Genomic DNA, 18,737 nt, shown 5'->3' with positions numbered 1-18,737 from the left:
CCGTTTTTCCGTCCATCTCCGAACCCATGTCGCTGCACCCGCCCGCCGAACGCCGCCGCCCCCGCACCCTCGCGCTCGAACTGGTCGCGTCGATCGGCGAGCGCATCCGCGACGGCCAGCTCCCCCCCGGCACCAAGCTGCCCACCGAGGCGGCGATCATGGCCGAGTTCGCCGTCAGTCGCACCGTGGTGCGCGAGGCCATCTCGCGGCTGCAGGCCAGCGGCCTGGTCGAGACGCGCCACGGCATCGGCACCTTCGTGCTCGGTCTGGGCGAGGCACCGGGCTTTCGCATCGCGCCCGAGCAGGTCGCCACGCTGCACGATGTCATCGCGATGCTGGAGCTGCGCATCGGGGTGGAGACCGAAGCGGCCGCGCTGGCCGCGCAGCGCCGCACCGAGGCCGACCTGACCGCGATGCGCGCCGCGCTGGCCGAGGTCACCGCCGCGATCGAGGCCGGCCGCGACGCGGTCGAGGCCGACTTCCACTTCCACCTGGCGATCGCTCGCGCCACCGGCAACCATCACTTCGCCGAGCTGATCGGCACGCTGGGACGCACCATCATCCCGCGCTCGCGCCTGGACGGGCAGAGCACGCCGGAACAGGAGCAGGAGCGGCGCCACTACCTGCGCCGGGTCAACGCCGAGCACGACAGCATCTGCGACGCGATCGCCGCCAGCGACCCGGAGGCCGCACGCGCGGCCATGCGCACCCATCTGGCCAACAGCCGTGAGCGCCGCCGGCGCATGGGCGGTGCCTGAGCCCTGCTGGTCAGCCCTCTAGGCAGCCCCTGCCGGATCGACTAGATTCAGCCCATGCCTTTCCGCCTTCACGGTTTCGACGGCTGCTTCCAGCTGGTCATCGGTGATCACCTCGCCCGCAGCGTGCGCGGCGTGCCGTGCTCGCCGCCTTCGTGCGCCTGAGCCGCCCTCGCGGCTTCCCCCTGTCCTTGTTCCCGTCGTCGTGATCGACGCGGCCGATGCGGCCCGCGCGTTCGCGTTCGCCCCTGCACGTCCCGACCTCCGCCGAAGGAGCCTGTCATGGCTGACCCGACCGTTTCCGCTCCCGTTTCCGTTACTACGCCCCTGTCCTCCCCCCGTACCGACCTGTTCGACAACCCGATGGGCCTGTGCGGCTTCGAGTTCGTCGAGTTCGCCGCGCCGACCGCCGGCGTGCTCGAGCCGCTGTTCGAGCGAATGGGCTTCTCGCTCGTCGCCCGCCACCGCTCCAAGGACGTGGTGCTCTACCGCCAGGGCGAGATCAACTTCATCGTCAACCGCGAGCCCAGGAGCCTGGCGACCTACTTCGCCGCCGAGCACGGCCCCAGCGCCTGCGGCCTGGCCTTCCGCGTGAAGGACGCACACCGCGCCTATGCCCGGGCGCTGGAGCTGGGCGCACAGCCGGTGGAGATCCCGACCGGCCCGATGGAGCTGCGCCTGCCGGCCATCAAGGGCATCGGCGGCGCGCCGCTCTACCTGATCGACCGCTTCGAGGACGGCAAGTCCATCTACGACATCGACTTCGAGTTCCTGCCCGAATTCGAGGATGCCGCGAAGCGCCGCCCGGTCGGCCACGGCCTGCGCCTGATCGACCACCTCACGCACAACGTCTACCGCGGCCGCATGGCCTACTGGGCGCATTTCTACGAGCACCTGTTCAACTTCCGCGAGATCCGCTACTTCGACATCCAGGGCGAGTACACCGGCCTGACCTCGAAGGCGATGACCGCGCCCGACGGCCTGATCCGCATCCCGCTCAACGAGGAGGCGCGCCAGGGCGGCGGCCAGATCGAGGAGTTCCTGATGCAGTTCAACGGCGAGGGCATCCAGCATGTGGCGCTGCTCTGCGACGACCTGATCGCGACGGTGGACGCGCTGCAGATGGCCGGCGTGCCGCTGATGAGCGCACCCAACGCGGTCTACTACGAGATGCTCGCCGAGCGCTTGCCCGGCCACGGCGAGCCGGTGGACGCGCTGCAGACGCGCGGCATCCTGCTCGACGGCTACACCGCCGGCGGCACGCCGCGCCTGCTGCTGCAGATCTTCAGCCAGCCGCTGCTCGGGCCGGTCTTCTTCGAGTTCATCCAGCGCAAGCGCGACGAGGGCTTCGGCGAGGGCAACTTCAAGGCGCTGTTCGAGTCGCTGGAGCGCGACCAGATGCGCCGCGGCACGCTGCAGACGGCGGACTGACCGCGACTCTGCCCGGGACCTGTCCGCTCGGCAGGTCCTGCAAGGCGCGACGGCGCCCGGACAGGTGCCGTGACACCGTCTCGGGCGCCAGGTCGGTCAGGGCCGCGATGTCGGTGAGCCGGGGCAGCTGCACCCCCTCGAGCAGACCCAGCAGGGTCTCGACACGGTCTGCAGCGGCGCCGTGCCGCAGTCGTGCCAGGTGCATCTGGCGCTGCCGCGCGGACAGCAGCTGCCGTCCCAGCAGCGCAAGCCACTGGTCCTGAGGCACGGGGCCGAGCAGCGCCACCTCGGTGGCCACCAAGGCCACGCCCCGGCTGCGAGGCAGCTGACCCAACAGCACCTCGACACCCAGCAGATCGCCGGGCAGGGCCAGCGTGATGGCACTGTCGTCCTCGCCAGGCAGGTCCAGCCTCATCGCGCCGGAGACCACCACCATCGGCATGCTCATCCGGCCGGGCCGAATGATCTGTTCGCCTCGCCTGTACAGATCGCGGTCCGTGCCACACCACGACAGCGGGGCCTCAGCAGTTCGGGTAGGGGTGTGGGTGTGCATCGTCACTTTCCGGAGATGAGGGCGTTGGCGTGCTGATCGCGGTCCCAGGGGGACTGCAGATCCTGAAGGGCTGATCGGCGCACCAGGTCATGGTCGGCCGTGCGAAGGGTGTCCGCGGGGTCAGGTGCCGCCAGCAGCGCAGACGAGAATGAAGGATCCGGGCTGCGGTCCGGCTGGCGAGCCACGACGGCTGACGACCCGGCCAGGGCCGGCATCGGGGGACTGGCCCAGCCGTCGCCGATGTGCACGGCCAGCGCGTAGAGAGACAGGACGGCCGCCAGATGGGCGGCGATGAAGAGACGGATGCGCGGCATGGCGCTACTCCCGGAGAACGGACCGTGAATCGAGAAGGCCCGGACCGGTCTGCCGGAGCGGAGCCGGAAGACAGGTCGCGAGGGCATCGGGATCAGGGAACAAGACATCGGGACCACAGCGCCGGGCAGATCGCCACGGCGTGCGGGTGATGCTCAGTTCAACGGCACGGAGGAGCGCGCGGAGCGGGCCGGATCCAGCCCGGCTCGTCGTCAGAGAAGGTCGAGAAAAAGAAGAACGGCGCCGCGCCCACCGCTTGAGCGGACACACCGGGCAGGCCAGCCACCGGCAGCAGGCCGAAGGACCCGGCATGCGTCAGGCAGTAGGCGCAGGCTTCGTGCAGCGGCCCAGGAACATCGTCCGGCCGAGTGGATGTCTGTTCAAGGACTCGGCCGTCCGGAGCCTGCAGAATCCAGACGGCGCCATTGGACGCGCAGATTTCGACCCAGCCGCCCGCCCGGTCCTGGCTGGAGCGGTGGCTTGCCGCGAAGGCCTGCGACAGCGAGGGCACCAGCGCGTTCAGCAGCACCGCCAGGATGGCGATGCTGCTGATCAGGCGTCGGTGGATTCGCCAGTGCATCTGGAGGTCGGTCGTCCGGCGCAGTCAGCGACTTCAGTGCTGATGCTTGTGCTCGGGGGCGGCTGCAGCCGGCCGGGCCGCGTTCATCGCCCGGGCCTCGGCGCTCACCTCCACTGCGCTGCGCTTGCCGTCGCGGCCCTCGATCACCAGCGTCAGCGGCACCTTGTCGCCGGCATTCACCGGCTTGACCACGTCGATCAGCATGACGTGATAGCTGCCCGGCTTGAGCTCCAGGGCCCGGCCCGGGACGATGTCCAGCGCGTCGATCGCCTTCATCATCATCCGGTCACCCTCCATGCGCATCTCATGGATCTCGACGATCTTCGCAGCAGCGGATTTCGCCTCGACCAGCCGCACCGGTTCGGTGCTGGTGATCTGCATGAAGGCGCCGGTGGCCTTCTGCTGGGCAACGGTGGCGCGGACCCAGGGATCCTTGACGGTGACCTGGGCGAGTGCGGCGCCGGTGGCCGTGAACAGCGCGGTGCAGGCCACGAGGGCGCGAAGAGAGTGCTTCAGGGACATTCGTCTTTCCTCAGGTTGTTGCTGAAAAGTATGGGACAGATCGGTCTGTCCTCCATGGGGAAGGGGTGCGAAGGTGAGTGAATCAGTGACCGCAAGGCCGTGCGGGTCTTTCCCGGAGATCATGACCACGCCCGCGAAGGTCGGCGGCAGCGGTCCGGGTGCACAGCACGTGTGCTCATCCTGGCGCCGCAGCGCACGCTTCAGGACAAAAAGAGGGGCCATCTCGGTCTCCATGAACTGTCGGATGCAACTTCAGAAAGGAAGCTCGGCGGTGTGCCGGCCTTGCCAGATCAGCCGCAGCCCCGCCCAGACCGGACGACGACCGGCCGCCGGCTCGGCGCGTTCGGTGCCGGTCTCGGCCAGCAGTTGCCAGCCTGGAGCCGGTGTCCAGCCGGCCGACACGGCCAGCCGCCAGGCTGGCTGGTTCGGCGTCAGCGCGGCATCGGCCGCCACGCCGGTCGCACCAGGCCCGATCAGGCGGTGGTCGCTGGCCAGCCGCTCGGCGCGCAGCGCAAGCGTCCAGTCCGGGCGGACCTGCCAGTCGGCCTCGATCCAGCCTCCGGTGACGAGGCCACGGTAGTCGGCCGTGCCGCTGGCGGAGGCAAGCTGGCCGCGCTCGCGCTGCGCCATCGTGGCCAGCGTCAGCCCCAGCGGGCTGGCGTCCGGCTGCCAGCGCAGGCTGACCGATGCCACCGTGCTGCGGCCATCGAAGCAGGTCACGCCGATCAGGCTGCGGCTGCAGTCGGGGGCGGCGTGGGTGTGGCCGCTGCGGGTGCTGGCCGCATGGGCACCGCGGTTGCGCGGCTGCAGATGGATCGCACCGGCCTCCAGGCGCCAGTCGCCCCGGCGCAGCCGAAGCTGCAGTCCGGGCGCAATGCCGCTCTCGGCCGAGCCGGGCAGGGCCTGGGCCCGCCAGCCGCCGACCTCGATCCGCTCGAGCACCGTCGCATCGTCCGGGCCATGCACATCGCCCTGCCAGTGCAGCACCACGCCATCGTCGATCCAGTCACCATCCGACACCGCCTGGCGCACCAGCGGCATCTGCGCGAAGCGGTCCAGGTGACCCGCCGTGTCGATCATGCTGCCCAGCGGCACAGTCATGCGCCCGGCGCGCAGGCCGATGCGGGCACCGGAGGCCAGCTCGCGCTGCCCGTCGAGCCGGGCGGTCTCCACATGGGTCGTGCCATCGCCATGGCGGCCGATGTCGACGCTGGCCTGCAGCCGCGTCATGTCGGTCGGATCCAGCCGCAGCGCCGCACCGACCGTCGCATGCTCGAGGCGCAGGCCACGCTGCTCGTCGAGCGTCATGCCACTGCCAAGCACGCCGGAGCGGCGGGCCACGGGCCAGGCCTCGCGGGCGGCCATGGCCGACAGGGCCGCGGCCGCACGCACGCTCCATCCGGGCGCCTCCAGCGCCTCGTCGGACTCGCGCTCGTGTGCCTGCGCACCGGCCAGCGACAGCAGCAGGGCGCCAGCCAGCCATGCCGGCCGTGGCCAGCTGGTCCGCATCGGGCTTCGGGGCATCGTCGTTCTCATCGTGAGGCAAACGGATCGGCATAGGCCGGGTCCGTCAGCAGGTTCTCGTCGGTCAGCGTGCGCAGGAAGGCCACCAGGTCGGCCTTGTCCTGCGCGGTCAGCGCGATGGCGCCTACCAGATCGCTGCGGTAGGGGTTGGCACGGCCGTCGCCCGCGTGCGGGCCGCTGGCGATCACCCGGCCGCCGGCGGCGTAGAAGTCGAGCACCTCCTCGAGCGTCGCGATCGAGCCGTCATGCATGTAGGGTGCGGTCACCGCGACATTGCGCAGCGTCTGCGCGCGGAACCGGCCCATGTCCTCGGCCTTGCCGCTGAGCTCGAAGAGGCCGCGGTTGGGTGCCGGAAATCCACCCCGGCCGTCGATGTTGTAGAGACCGGTGTTGTGGAAAGGCGTGTCGACCAGACGCAGCCCGAGGTGATTGACCTGATCGTTGAAGTTGAAGCTGCCGTGGCAGTGGAAGCACTCCGCCTTCTCGCCGTTGAACAGGTTCATGCCGCGGGTCTCGGCCGCGCTGAGCAGCAGCTCGCCGCGCTGGGCCCGGTCGAAGCGGCTGTTGCCCGAGATGATCGAGCGCTGGAAGGCTGCGATGGCCTTGATGACGCTGTCCCACTGGATCGGCTCGGCCTGGCCGGGAAACACCTGGGCGAAGCGGCTGCGGTAGTCGGGATCCTGGCGCAGACGCGCCAGCACCTCGGCCTGGTTGCGGTCGGTCACGCCCATCTCGACCGGGTTGTCGCCGAACAGCGGCGCCAGCATCTGCTGCTCCAGCGAGGTCAGCGAGAAGTTCGCCCAGGTCAGCAGCGGGCTGTAGGCGACATTGGCCAGCGGCTGGGCGTTGCGCGGATGGGCTTCGCCGGTCGAGCCCAGCGAAGTGGCCCGGCCGTCGGTGAAGGCCAGCGACTGCAGATGGCAGCTCGCGCAGGCCTGCGTGCCATTGCCGGACAGGCGCCTGTCATGAAAGAGATGGCGTCCGAGTTCGACCTTGGCCTCGCTCATCGGGTTGTCGGCGGGCACCACCGGCACCGGAAAGCCGGCAGGCAGCCGCCAGGTCCAGGATCCGGTGCTCAGTCCGGTGTCGGTCGCCTGCGTGCCGCCGCCGCAGCAGCCGCCCAGCAACCCTGTCGCCAGGGCTGCGGCCAGTGCAAGCGGGGCGGCGCAGGCCGCAAGGAGACGGCGGCCTGCGGCGATCATTTCGCGATCGCGCGGAAGACCGTGCCGCCCGACTTCACGCCGTCCAGCATGGTGAACATCGCGGTGCACTGCGGATCGCTGGCCGAGGACATGCATCCGCCCGCGGTGCCAGTGGTGTTCTGCGTCACGTTGTTGCCCGCGAACAGGGCCTGCAGGTCGACGGTCAGGCGCTGGCTGGTCGGGTTGAAGGCTGCCACTCGCACATCGAACTGGTTCGGGCTGGTGCAGGTATAGCCGCCGGTGCCGGTGGCGGCCGCATCGGCGACGCAGCCGGTGGAGCCGAGGTGATACGGGAAGACGCTGGTGTTGGCGGTCGCGGTCGTCACGCCGGCCGTGGTGGTGGTGGCCTGGGTGCCATCGGCATTGATGATCTGCACGCCGCCGGTGTAGGTGTCAGGCGTGGTGGCGTTGACGGGGCTCAGCTCGATCTTGGTGAACTTGCGGCCGGCCTGCCAGGACCAGGCCATGCCGGGCACGCTGCTGTCGATCGGCTTCGGGGTGGTGGCCAGCGCCGGGTTGCTGTGGTTCCACGACGAAGGCACGCCCAGCGTGAAGACCGCGCCGACATAGCTGCCCGCCGGCACGCTGCCGGTGATGCGGGTGTTGGTGCCGCCCGTGCCGCCGCTGTTGTTGGTGCAGGTGCCGTTCTCGAAGTCGATCAGCGCGATGGTGTCGTCGCCGGCCTTGGCCTGCCAGATGCTTTCGTCGAGCGTGACCGCCACCGCGGTGCCGTCGGCCTTGAGCAGCTTCAGGTTCGAGACATAGAAGCGCAGGTCGGTCAGGCGGGCATCGACCGCGACGCCATTGCGGGTGGCCACGCCGCTGACGGTGGTGCTGGCGCAGTCGCCAATGTTCAGCACGGTGGAGCCGACGGTGGCGGCGAAGTCGATCGCGACCGACTGGGTGGTCGCAGCAGGAGCCGTGGTGCTGCCCGTGTCGTCACTGCCACCGCCGCAGGCGCCGAGCAATGCGGCAAGGGCCAGAGGAGACAGCTTCAGCAGGGTCGGGGCGGAGCGATGGAACGGTGTCATGGAAAAGGTCTTTCAAGAAACGGGGTGGAGAAGAATCTGACGGGCCGCCGTTCGGCGGCGCGCCCGGCGCTTGTCCAGCCAGCGCCACAGACCGGTCACGGCGAGCAGCACCGGCAGCACGCCGCACAGGCAGACGAGCAAGCGGCCGACCGGGCCGAAGCCCTCGCCGCTGTGCAGCGGATGCATCCACTGCCAGACGGTGTCGCCAGCGCTGAAATGGCGCGGATCGCGGCGGGCCACGATCTCGCCGCGGCTGGCCTCGATCCAGACGAGGGTGTCGGGAAAACGGTCTCCGGGCTCGCCGGGCTGGCGCAGCCGGATGCGGTAAAGCCCGCCGTCGGTGGCCGGCGTGTCGATCCAGAGCACCTGGGCACCAGGGAAGGCCTGCACCGCCCGCGCGATGACGGCGTCGGCATCCAGTCGCGGACCCGCCGTCTCCGTGGGGGGCGGCACGGCGGGTCGGGGCATCGGCGTCAGCGGCGAGACGCTGGCGATCATCGGCTTGACCCAGTCCGGCAGCGCCAGAGCCGAGCCGGTCAGGGCCAGGATCAGCAGCAGCACTGCACCAAGCGCGCCGAAGACGGTGTGCAGGTCGTAGACCCGCCGCACCGTGGACACGCCCCGGCGCAGCCGCAGTGCCTGGCGCCAACGCCCGCGGGCCGGCCACCAGATCACCAGACCGCTGATCAGCGAGACCGCCAGCGCCACGCCGCCCCAGCCCACCACCTTCACGCCCAGCTCGCCGCCGAGCAGCGAGAAATGCAGGTCGTAGATCCAGGTGCCCGGGGTCTGGCCCCAGAAGCGGTTGGCGAGCAGCGTGCGGCCACTCGGGTCGGTGGTGGCCAGCAGCGGCGCAAAGTAGGCGCCCTGCGTCTCGACCGGCTTGAGAAAGCGGGCGGTGACCGGCTCGCCTGGCCGAGACGGCACCTCGATGCGCCAGCCGGTGCCGCGCTGCGGATGGGCCGCGACCAGCGTGCGGTGCACCTCGGCGATCTTCGCGGGCGCGCTCACGCCGGGCTGCTCGCGCAGCCGGGCATCGAGCAGGGCATCCAGGCCGCGGTAATAGACCAGCAGGCTGCCGGTCACGCCCATCAGCAGGAACCACAGCCCCAGCGCCAGACCCAGCAGCTTGTGGATCTGCAGCCACACGCGGCGCGCGCGTGGCGAGACCGCGCTCACAGATCGCTCCGCAGCGCGAACGACACGCTGCGTGGTGCGCCCGGCGAATGCAGCGACTGCGTGCCGTCATGCCAGACATATTCGGTGCGGCGGTCGGTGGCGTTGCGCACCCAGGCTTCCAGCCGCAGCCGCGGCGAGAACTGCCAGCTCGTGCCCAGGTTCAGCACGGTGAAGCCACCGAAGCGGCCGGTGCTGTTGGTGCGCTCCAGGAAGTAGTCGCCCTGCGACTGCAGCTCGGCCGACAGGCGCCAGACCTCGTTCGGCATCCAGTTCACGCCAGCCTGCACCATGCGGCGCGGCACATGGTCGATCTCCTTGCCCTGGGTGGCCGGCGCCGACGGGTCGGGGGTGACGATGATCGCCTTCTGCAGCGTCAGCGCGCTCCACAGCTCCAGCGTCGCGGCGGGCAGCAGGCGCAGCTGCAGGTCGGCGCCACGGCGGCGGGTGGCGCCGATGTTGTCGGAATCGCCGCTCGGATCGTTCAGGCGCCGGCGCACCTCGTCGGTGGCGGTCTGCTGCCACACCGCAAGGCGCAGCGTGGTCGCCTCGTCCGGGGTGAAGCGCAGGCCCGCCTCCCAGCCCTCGTTGATCGAGGGCTTCAGGTCAGCCTGGCGCGGCGGGATCTTGTAGGCGGCCGCCTCGGTGCCGATCTGGAAGGTACGCCCCCAGTTGGCATGCAAAGCAAGCTGCGGCTGCACCTGCCAGAGCAGGCTCATCTTGGGCTGACTGATGGTGCCGTAGTCGTTGACCGGTGACTCGACACCAGTCAGGCGATTGGTGAAATGGCCAGCCACCCGGTCCAGTCGCCAGCCCGGCACCAGCCGCAGCGCGGGCGTGGGCTGCACCAGCGCCTGGGCATGCACGCCAGCGACATGCAGGGTGTAGGCCTGATCGCGCGTCTGGGTGCCGCGCACCCGCTCGACGGTGGCGTAGCGCTGGCTGATGTTGTCCTGCGACTCGATGTCGATGCCGCCCTGCAGCGCCAGATCATGCAGACCGGCACGGCTCGCCAGCATCCGTGGACGCCAGCTCAGCGTGGTGGCGGCGCCCACCTGGGTCTCGCTGGTCAGGCGCTCCTGCTGGGAGACCGAGGCCGAGAAGCGCACCCAGCGATCATCCGAGAAGCGGTTGACATGGAAGCGGCTGCTCGAGCTGAGCTCGGGCGAGAGCGCCCCCTCGAGCTGCACCGCCGCCTGCACGGTGTGGCGACGGCCGCCGTCCGTGGCGACATAGGCGGGAGAACTCGACGGCGCGCTCTGCGCCACGCTGCGCACGAGATAGCCCGGCTCGTCGGCCTCATGCTCGAAGTAGCGCAGGCTCAGGCTGCGGGTCCAGCCGTCGCCGGCATGGCCGAGGCGAAGCGACAGCGCCTGGCGCGTCGATGCGGCATGGTCTCGCCAGCCGTCCGAGGTCTTGCGACCTGCAAAGAGATTCAGGCTGACACCGTCAGCCGACAGGGCACCGGCATGCGCCAGCTCCACGCTGCGCTGTCCGAACGAGCCCCCCCCCAGTCGAACCGTGCTGCCCTGGCCGCCCTGGCGGGTGCGCAGGTCGATGCTGCCGGCGATCGCATGCAGGCCGTGACGGGCATCGCTGGTGCCTCGCACCACCTCGACCGACTCCAGCTCAAGCGGAAAGACGCTGTCGATGTAGGGCATGTTGCCGTTGTGGCTGTTGGCCGGTACCCCATCGATCAGCAGCTTGACCGCGTTGACCTCGCCTTCGCCGTTGAAGCCACGCAGCGAGACCTTGCCGGATGTGGTGCCCTGCTGGAAGGGGGTCAGCAGTGCCCCGGGCACCAGGCTGAACAGCTCCCAGGTGGTCTGCACCGGCTGGGGCTCGATCACGTCGCGGTGCAGCGTGTCGACCGAGGTCAGCAGCTGCCGGGCCGACAGCGCAGGGCGGCGTGCCGAGCGCACGTCGATGCGGCCGATGTCGAAGCGCGGCGTGGCCGCCTCGGCCGTGGCCGCGGCGGGGTCCTGCGCCTGCGCTGCAGCCACTGGCGGCAGCAGCATCAGCGCGCACAGCCACGGCAGCGTTTTCTTCTGGAACGGCACCGGCGAGATGGTGAATGTGATGGCAGGCATGAACGGAAATTCGCAAGAAAAAGCGGCAGCCCGTCGCGACCGGAACGAAGGCCGGACGAGCGCAAGCCGGGCTACACCGTGCAGGTGCGGCCAGAGCAGGATTCAGGCGGGATGGAGAACGATCGACGGATGTGCAGCCGCCGCCGCGGGCGTGCTGCGGCCATGGCGCGGCACGCTCGATGGTGCGCGCTGGCGTGAATGCGTCGGATCAGTTCGCGCTCAGACGAGCGCAGGCGGGGCCCGGGCGGGCAGAGGAGGGTGATGTGCCGCCGCATCCGGCACGAAGTCGATGCGCAGCACCGGCACAGGCAGGGGCTCGAGCAGGCGGTAGTCGGCGCGGCGGTCCGGCTCGGGGAGCAAGGCGCCCAGGGCCGGGCTCAGGCAGGCCGGGCAGTGGTTGCCGCCGGCAGCGTCCGTCATGCCGATCGCGCCGGCATCGGTGCGCGAGGATGCCGGCATCGTGGCCGAGCAGATCTCGGCCAGCATCGCCGCGCGCACCGGATCGGCGGCGGCCAGCAGGCGCGACAGCGTCGGCGCCAGCGCGACCATCATCAGCAGCGCGATGGCCGCGCTGACGAGACGGAAGCTGTGACGACGCCAGAAGATCATCCAGCGATGATAGTGAAATCGGACATGAAACTTCATGATCCCGTCACGATGTTGCCGGATGCCCACATTCAGGGAAAATCTCGAGCCTTGGCGCACCCGTGCGCCATCGCGTCATGTCATGACACTTTCATGACCCGTGTTCACGATGTGCCGCATCACTCTGTCGCCCAGCGACGCTGACTGCGAGGACACGATGGCCAAGGACTTTTCGCGGATGGAAGACTCCAACCGCAGCACCAACCCCAGCATTCACGAGATGTCCAGCCCGACCCGCCGCCTGCTGCTGCGCGGCGGCCTGGGCGGCGTGGCCGCCGGCCTGCTCGGCGGTCTGGGGGGCTGCGCCAGCCTGGGTCTGGGCGCGGCATCGGCCGGCCGCGGCATCGGCTTCGCCTCGGTGCCGATGCGCGCGGTCGACCAGGTAGTGGTGCCTGCGGGCTACACCGCCTCGGTGCTGTACCGCTGGGGCGATCCGGTCGGCGCGACCGCCGGCCAGCCCGCCTTCCGCCTGGACGCCAGCAACACCGCGGCCGAGCAGGCGCTGCAGGCCGGCATGCACCACGACGGCATCCACTATTTCCCGCTCGGCAGCGGCGCCGACGGCTCGGCACGCGGCCTGCTGGCGATGAACCACGAGTATGTCGACGATGGGCTGCTGCACGCCGACGGCATGAAGACCTGGTCGGCCGAGAAGGTCGCCAAGTCGATCGCCGCGCACGGCGTGTCGGTGGTCGAGGTGCAGCGTCAGGGCGCGGCCTGGTCGGTGGTGTCGCCGTCGCGGTACGCACGCCGCATCACCGCGGCCACCCCGATGGCGCTGACCGGTCCGGCCGCCGGCCATGCGCTGATGCGCACCGCCGCCGACCCGGCCGGACGCACCGTGCTGGGCACGCTCAACAACTGCGGCAACGGCGCCACCCCGTGGGGCACCTACCTGACCTGCGAGGAGAACTTCGTCAACTACTTCGAGGGCCCCGAGCAGCCCGACGCGCACCAGAAGCGCTGGGGCCTGAAGAAAGGCAATGGCGCCGCCTACCGCTGGCACGAGCATGAGGAGCGCTTCGACGCCAGCCGGCATCCGAACGAGTTCAACCGCTTCGGCTGGGTGGTCGAGATCGATCCGGCCGACCCGACATCCACGCCGATCAAGCGCACCGCGCTGGGCCGTGCCGCACACGAAGGCGCAGCGCTCGCGCTGACCGCCGACGGCCGCGCCGTCGTCTACATGGGCGAGGATGCGCGCTTCGAGTACCTCTACAAGTTCGTCAGCCGCGACGCGATGAAGCCGGGCGGCGCAGCCGCCAACCGCGAGCTGCTCGACCACGGCACGCTGTTCGTGGCCCGCTTCGATGCCGACGGCCGCGGCGAATGGCTGCCGCTGGTGCATGGCCAGGGTCCGCTCACCGCGGCTCAGGGCTTCGCCGACCAGGGCGAGGTGCTGATCAAGGCACGCCAGGCCAGCGACCGGCTCGGCGCGACGAAGATGGACCGCCCGGAATGGACTGCCGTCGACCCGGTGAGCAAGGAGGTCTACTGCACGCTGACCAACAACTCCAGCCGCGGCGGCAACAACCAGCCGGCGGTGGACGCGGCCAACCCGCGCGCCAACAACACGATGGGACACATCATCCGCTGGAAGGAAGACGGCGATCTCGACGCGCGCCGCTTCGCCTGGAACCACTTCGTGCTGGCAGGCGACGCCACGCTGGCGCGTGCCGACGCCCGGGGCAACATCCGCGGCGACACCTTCGGCAGCCCCGACGGCCTGTGGATCGACCCGCGCGGCACGATGTGGATCCAGACCGACGTGTCGACCTCGACGCTGGGCAAGGGCGACTATGCCAACCTGCCCAACAACCAGATGCTGGCCTGCGACCCCACCCAGGGCGAGATCCGCCGCTTCCTGCTCGGCCCGGCCGGCTGCGAGGTGACCGGTGTGGTGATGACACCCGACCTGCGCACGATGTTCGTCAACATCCAGCACCCGGGCGAATCGCCCAGCGAGCGCAGCGATCCGGCCGACCCGATGAAGCTCTCGCGCTGGCCCGACGGCGCCGGCCGGCCGCGCTCGGCCACCGTGGTGATCCGCAAGGACGACGGCGGCGTGATCGGAAGCTGAGGCGATGCGGATTTCCGGACGGACTGAAGCGCAGCCGGCGGTGCGTCATCGCGCCGTCCCGCGGTCTTCACGCGCCTGTCACCGCCAGGGCCGATCGTGAGATCCTGTCACCGTGCCCCAGGAATCAGGAGTCCGCGATGTCCACGCTGCCTGTCACCGCCCGCCGCAACCGGCCAGCCCGTTCCGTGTTCGCGTTCCGGGGCTCGGTCCTGGGCCTGCAGCTGCTGGCCCTGGCCTGCACGCTGCTGTTCGGGCTGATGACCTGAGCCCCTGATGGCCCGGGCGCTCGGGCCGATCTGAAGTCTGCACGGATCACCGAAGCTCACGGACGCTGCCCAGCCTGAGCCCATCCGATTCTTGCCACAGGCTTCCACCAGGATGTGCGCATGAAACCGCTTGCTCGTTGCCTCGCGACCGGCCTGCGCCTGGCCTGGCCCGCGCTGCTGCTGTCGGCCGCCACGCTGCCGGCCGTGGCGCAGTCGGCCGCCTGCGCCTCCCCCTTCACCGCCGCACCGGCGATCCAGGGCCGGGGTGCCGCCACCGCTCTGGCCGGCGCGACCGTCACCGTCCAGGGCATCGTCGTCGGCGACTTCGAGGGACCGTCGCCGGCCCTGCGCGGCTTCTACCTGCAGGACGAGCAGGGCGACGGCGACGCCGCCACCTCGGACGCGATCTTCGTCTTCAACGCCGACCGCGACGAGGTCAGCGTCGGCCAGCGAGTGCGGGTGACCGGCACGGTGTCGGAATTCCAGGGCCAGACCCAGCTCTCCGCGCAGGCCGGCACGCTGGTGGCCTGCGGCAGCGGCACGGTCGCGCCGACCGACCTGCGACTGCCCTTCGCCAGCGCCGACGAGGCCGAGCGCCTCGAGGGCATGCTGGTGCGGCTGCCCCAGACGCTGCAGGTCACCGAGCACTACCAGCTGGCGCGCTTCGGCCAGGTGCTGCTGAGCTCGGCCGGCCGCCAGATCCAGCCGACCCAGACCCATCCGCCCGGCGCGGCCGCACAGGCGCTGCTGCAGGCGCAGCAGCTCGACCGGCTGATCCTCGACGATGCGCGCAACGCCCAGAACGACGACCCGATCCTGTTCGCCCGCGGCGGCCTGCCGCTGTCGGCCACCAACACCCTGCGCGGCGGCGACAGTGTCAGCGGCGTGGTCGGCGTCATGACCTGGACCTGGGCCGGTGCGAGCGCCAGCGGCAATGCCTGGCGCGTGCGCCCGATCGGCGCGCTCGGCGGCAGCCTGCCGGCCTTCCAGCCGACGAATCCGCGCCCGACCCATGCGCCACCATCCCAGGGCACGCTGCGCGTGGCCTCGTTCAACGTGCTCAACTTCTTCGACAACGTCGCCGGCTGCACCGGCGGTGTCGGTGGCACGAGCATGGCCTGTCGCGGCGCGGGCTCCGATGTCAGCGGCGCGGCCGCCCAGGCCGCCCAGTTCGCGATCGAATACCCACGCCAGCGGGCCAAGACGGTGGCGGCGATCGGTCGCATGAATGCCGACGTGGTCGGCCTGATCGAGATCGAGAACGACGGGCACGGGCTGGGCAGCGCGCTGCGGGCGCTGGTCGACGCACTCGATGCCGCCAGTGCGCCCGGCACCTGGGCCGCGCTGGATGTCGATGCACGGCTGGGCACGCCCAACCGCCTCGGCAGCGACGCGATCAAGGTCGCGCTGATCTATCGCCCGGCCCGGGTGAAGCCGGTCGGCCGCACCGCGGTGCTCGACAGCGCCGAGTTCGTGCGCGGCGGCGATGCCAGCGAGCGCAACCGCCCGGCACTGGCGCAGGCCTTCGAGCAGACCGACGGCGCGCGCTTCGTCGTCGCGGTCAGTCACCTCAAGAGCAAGGGCAGCGCCTGCGACACGCCGGACGCCGGCGACGGCCAGGGCGAATGCGCCCAGGTGCGCCGTCGCGCCGCGGTCGCGCTGCGCCAGTGGCTGGCCACCGATCCGACCGCCACCGGCGAGGCCGACCTGCTGGTGATCGGCGACCTCAACGCCTATGCCCGCGAGGAGGCGGTCACCGCCTTCACCGCCAGCGGCTGGACCGATCTGATCGCTCGCGACGAGGGCGCCCAGGCCTCCAGCCATGCCTTCGACGGCCGCTGGGGCTATCTGGACCATGCGCTGGCCAGCGCTTCGATGGCGGCACAGGTGGTGCGGGCGCAGCACTGGGCGATCAACGCCGACGAGCCGGCCGCGCTGGACTACAACATCAACTTCAAGAGCGCCGGCCTGCAGGCCTCGCTGTACGCGGCCGACGAGTTCCGCAGCTCCGATCATGATCCGGTGCTGATCGATCTGCGGCTCAGGCGCTCGCGTCAGCCACCAGTGGCCGGGCCGACTGCGCCTCGAGCCAGCGGCCCATCGCCTCGGCGGGCATCGGCCGTGCGATCGCATGGCCCTGCACCGCATCGCAGCCCATCAGGGTCAGCCGCGCCAGCGTGGCGGGCGACTCCACCCCCTCGGCCACCGTCTCCAGCCCGAGCTGGCGGGCGATCTGCAGGATGGAGGCCACCAGCGCAGCCTCGCCCACAGGATCGACCGACTCCATCTGCCGCATGAAGCTGCGGTCGATCTTCAGCCGATGCACCGGAAAGCGGTGCAGGTAGGACAGGCTGGAGTAGCCTGTGCCGAAGTCGTCGATCGCCAGGCGCACGCCCATGGCGCGCAGCTCGGTCAGCCAGCGCGGGGCCTCGTCCTCGTGGCCGATCAGCACCGACTCGGTCAGCTCCAGCTCCAGGCGCTGGGCCGGCAGGCCACTGCGGGCCAGGGTGCGGCGAACCTGCTGAGGAAAGTCCGCCATCCTGAACTGGACCGAGGACACATTGACCGACATCACCAGATCCGGCCAGGACAGCGCCTGACGACAGGCTTCGTTGAGCACCCACTCCCCCAAGGGCCCGATCAGGCCGCTTTCCTCGGCCACCGGGATGAATCGGTCCGGACCGATCTCCGACGCCTCGGCGCTCGGGCGCCAGCGCAGCAGCGCCTCCACCGCCACGATCCGACCACCGGCCAGGCAGCGCTGAGGCTGGTACAGCAGAGAGAACCCGCCCGGCAGCGCCTGGAGCGCCTGATGCAGGGCGGAGCGAATGCGCTCGTGCTCGGTCAGGCGCGCCAGCATCGGCGGAGAGAACAGGCAGGGCTGGCGCCGACCGGCACGCTTGGCTTCATAGAGCGCGGCGTCGGCATGGCGCATCAGCAGCTCGGCGCGGCGACCGTGCTGCGGCGAGCAGGCCACCCCGATCGACATGGCCGCAGGAATGACCCGCCCGTCCAGGTCGAAGGGCTGCTCGACATGCCGGGCCAGCTGGGCGGCCAGATGCAGCGCGTGCTCGCCCGCCGGACCCGCCTGCGTGATCACCACCATGAACTCGTCACCGGAGAGCCGGCACACCATGCCCCGGTGCCCGACCTGGTCCGCGAGCCGCCGGGCCACCGCGCACAGCAGCTGATCGCCCAGGGCATGACCGTAGGTGTCGTTGATCTGCTTGAAGCCATCGAGGTCCATGCAGAGCACGCCCACACCCGATCCGGATCGGCTCGCCTCGGCCGAGCGCAGGGCCTGCTGCAGCTGCTCGATGCCCTGCACCCGGTTGGGCAGGCCGGTCAGCGCATCGTTCAGGGCCAGGAACTCGAGCTCCAGATGGCGGCGACGGCGGTCGACCTGCCAGCTGACGGCACAGATGTGCAGTGCACAGAGCATCGCCATGTAATCGATCCAGGCCAGGGTCTTGAGCAGGTCCGGTGTGACGGGCAGCCAGCTGTGGCTGTGCATCAGCAGCAGGTAGCTCTGCATGCCGACGAAGCACAGCGTCAGGCTGATCTGGATGGCACGCAGCTCGGGCCGCACGAGCGGACGACGCCAGATCGCCAGCGGCCAGAGCAGCACGCCGAGCATCACCAGCAGGTTGACGGCCCGGAGCGGCTGGGCATAGTTGTCGACCATCGGCACGGCCAGCGCGCACAGCACCGCCAGCATGCCGGTCAGCAGCAGCGCACCGCTCCAGCCTTCGCGGTGGCACAGCCTCAGCAGCCGCAGCGAGGCCAGGGAGAACAGCAGGCTGGTCAGCGCCCCCGACAAGGCGATCAGCGGAAGCAGCCAGTCACGGTGGTCACGCAGCAGATGAGCCCAGAGCTGCCCCCGGAACGCCGCGTCGAAGACAGCCACCGCCAGCACCCAGCCGCCCAGCAGGCAGAAGCGAGACCGTCTCGTCGACAGCATCAGCAGGCCCAGGACTGCCGCCGCGGTGACCGTGACCGTCTCGAGCAGCATCGAGCTGGCCTCGTGCTGCCTGTAGAGGGACTCCGGCCACGCCTTCACGACCGTCGGGGGCACATTGCGGTCCTGAAGCCGCAGAAGCAGGCGCACCGTCTCGCCGGGAGCCAGCGTCAGTGGCAGCACCAGATCGGTTCCGGCGAACGCGGCCAAAGGCTGAGGCCGCTCCAGCCCCCCCTTCTGCTGTTGCAGGATCTGGCCGGAGGCCGGATCGAGCACCTGCATCTGCAGATCCGCGATGCGCCAGCCTCGCATCACGATCAGCCGGTGCTGAGGCTGCGCCGACGCATTCGTGAGCAGGCCGGTCAGCCAGACGGTGGCGTTCTTCCAGAGCCCGTCACGCTGCGCCAGCGTGGCAGGACGCCACCCGGGCTGACCCAGCACGGCGGCATCTGCCGAAACCGCTGCAGCCGGCTGCTGCAGCACCTGCATCGACTCGGTCAGATCGAGGCTGTGGTCCGGCCAGGACGAAAGATCGACCGGGGTGGACGCCAGCGCAGGCACTGACGCCATCAGGCCCCCGAGCAGCCAGAGGAGCGAGGTGGCAAGCGCGTG

General features: G+C 70.4%; 15 protein-coding genes and 1 pseudogene. 5 read left to right on the top strand and 11 right to left on the bottom strand.

The window, feature by feature from the left end; translation table 11 throughout:
• The first annotated feature begins 26 nt into the window (after positions 1-26).
• Entirely contained in the window at positions 27-758 is a 732-nt protein-coding gene (locus BW996_RS07945; RefSeq protein WP_037484662.1) for a FadR/GntR family transcriptional regulator, read from the top strand.
• A gap of 360 nt (positions 759-1,118) precedes the next feature.
• Entirely contained in the window at positions 1,119-2,186 is a 1,068-nt protein-coding gene (hppD, locus tag BW996_RS07940; RefSeq protein WP_037484659.1) for a 4-hydroxyphenylpyruvate dioxygenase, read from the top strand.
• On the opposite strand, the gene BW996_RS07935 is transcribed toward hppD, so the two are convergent.
• The 10 genes from BW996_RS07935 to BW996_RS07890 all read right to left on the bottom strand — a co-directional run bounded on the left by BW996_RS07935 (position 2,119) and on the right by BW996_RS07890 (position 11,785).
• The gene (locus BW996_RS07935; protein WP_139330796.1) at positions 2,119-2,634 is read right to left on the bottom strand and encodes a Crp/Fnr family transcriptional regulator; all 516 of its coding nucleotides are present in this window, start codon (positions 2,632-2,634) and stop codon (positions 2,119-2,121) included. The two genes, hppD and BW996_RS07935, sit on opposite strands and share 68 nt — an antisense overlap.
• A 107-nt stretch (positions 2,635-2,741) precedes the next feature.
• Positions 2,742-3,053: a hypothetical protein gene (locus BW996_RS07930; RefSeq protein ID WP_037484654.1), complete on the bottom strand. Its 312-nt coding sequence runs from the start codon at positions 3,051-3,053 to the stop codon at positions 2,742-2,744.
• Between the two features lie 158 nt (positions 3,054-3,211).
• Complete coding sequence (locus BW996_RS07925) at positions 3,212-3,631, bottom strand: DUF2946 domain-containing protein (protein ID WP_051632198.1); 420 nt, start codon at positions 3,629-3,631, stop codon at positions 3,212-3,214.
• A 33-nt stretch (positions 3,632-3,664) separates the two neighbouring features.
• Entirely contained in the window at positions 3,665-4,387 is a 723-nt protein-coding gene (locus BW996_RS07920; protein ID WP_310732049.1) for a copper chaperone PCu(A)C, read from the bottom strand.
• Positions 4,388-4,405: 18 nt separating this feature from the next.
• Positions 4,406-5,677: a TonB-dependent receptor gene (locus BW996_RS07915; RefSeq protein WP_139330795.1), complete on the bottom strand. Its 1,272-nt coding sequence runs from the start codon at positions 5,675-5,677 to the stop codon at positions 4,406-4,408.
• Between the two features lie 8 nt (positions 5,678-5,685).
• Entirely contained in the window at positions 5,686-6,879 is a 1,194-nt protein-coding gene (locus BW996_RS07910; protein ID WP_037484649.1) for a methanobactin export MATE transporter MbnM, read from the bottom strand.
• Entirely contained in the window at positions 6,876-7,910 is a 1,035-nt protein-coding gene (locus BW996_RS07905) for an MbnP family copper-binding protein (protein ID WP_081838256.1), read from the bottom strand. Before BW996_RS07905 ends, BW996_RS07910 begins: the two co-directional genes overlap by 4 nt.
• A gap of 12 nt (positions 7,911-7,922) precedes the next feature.
• On the bottom strand, positions 7,923-9,089 hold the full coding sequence (locus BW996_RS07900) for a PepSY-associated TM helix domain-containing protein (protein WP_037484647.1): 1,167 nt from the start codon (positions 9,087-9,089) through the stop codon (positions 7,923-7,925).
• Positions 9,086-11,176 (bottom strand): TonB-dependent receptor, encoded by a 2,091-nt coding sequence (locus BW996_RS07895; protein WP_051632195.1) that lies wholly within the window; start codon positions 11,174-11,176, stop codon positions 9,086-9,088. The genes BW996_RS07900 and BW996_RS07895 overlap by 4 nt, the downstream gene beginning before the upstream one ends.
• A gap of 219 nt (positions 11,177-11,395) precedes the next feature.
• A complete protein-coding gene (locus BW996_RS07890; RefSeq protein WP_037484645.1) occupies positions 11,396-11,785 on the bottom strand; it encodes a DUF2946 family protein in 390 nt (129 codons plus the stop codon).
• A gap of 193 nt (positions 11,786-11,978) precedes the next feature.
• Here BW996_RS07890 and BW996_RS07885 point away from each other — a divergent pair, with 193 nt between their 5' ends.
• The 3 genes and pseudogenes from BW996_RS07885 to BW996_RS22090 form a co-directional block, all read left to right on the top strand.
• Entirely contained in the window at positions 11,979-13,901 is a 1,923-nt protein-coding gene (locus tag BW996_RS07885; RefSeq protein ID WP_139330801.1) for a PhoX family protein, read from the top strand.
• Positions 13,902-14,038: 137 nt separating this feature from the next.
• The gene (locus BW996_RS22380; protein ID WP_259373313.1) at positions 14,039-14,167 is read left to right on the top strand and encodes a hypothetical protein; all 129 of its coding nucleotides are present in this window, start codon (positions 14,039-14,041) and stop codon (positions 14,165-14,167) included.
• Between the two features lie 120 nt (positions 14,168-14,287).
• Positions 14,288-16,198 (top strand): annotated as a pseudogene (locus BW996_RS22090) (ExeM/NucH family extracellular endonuclease); the annotation flags it as partial.
• A 10-nt stretch (positions 16,199-16,208) separates the two neighbouring features.
• On the opposite strand, the gene BW996_RS07875 reads toward BW996_RS22090, so the two are convergent.
• A complete protein-coding gene (locus BW996_RS07875; RefSeq protein WP_162178003.1) occupies positions 16,209-18,695 on the bottom strand; it encodes an EAL domain-containing protein in 2,487 nt (828 codons plus the stop codon).
• Positions 18,696-18,737 lie beyond the last annotated feature (42 nt).

This window comes from Sphaerotilus natans (genome assembly GCF_900156335.1).
In the GTDB taxonomy this organism is placed as follows: domain Bacteria; phylum Pseudomonadota; class Gammaproteobacteria; order Burkholderiales; family Burkholderiaceae_C; genus Sphaerotilus; species Sphaerotilus natans.
The sequence above is the reverse complement of the archived record's forward strand: the minus strand, read 5'-3'. Positions and strand labels throughout refer to the sequence as shown.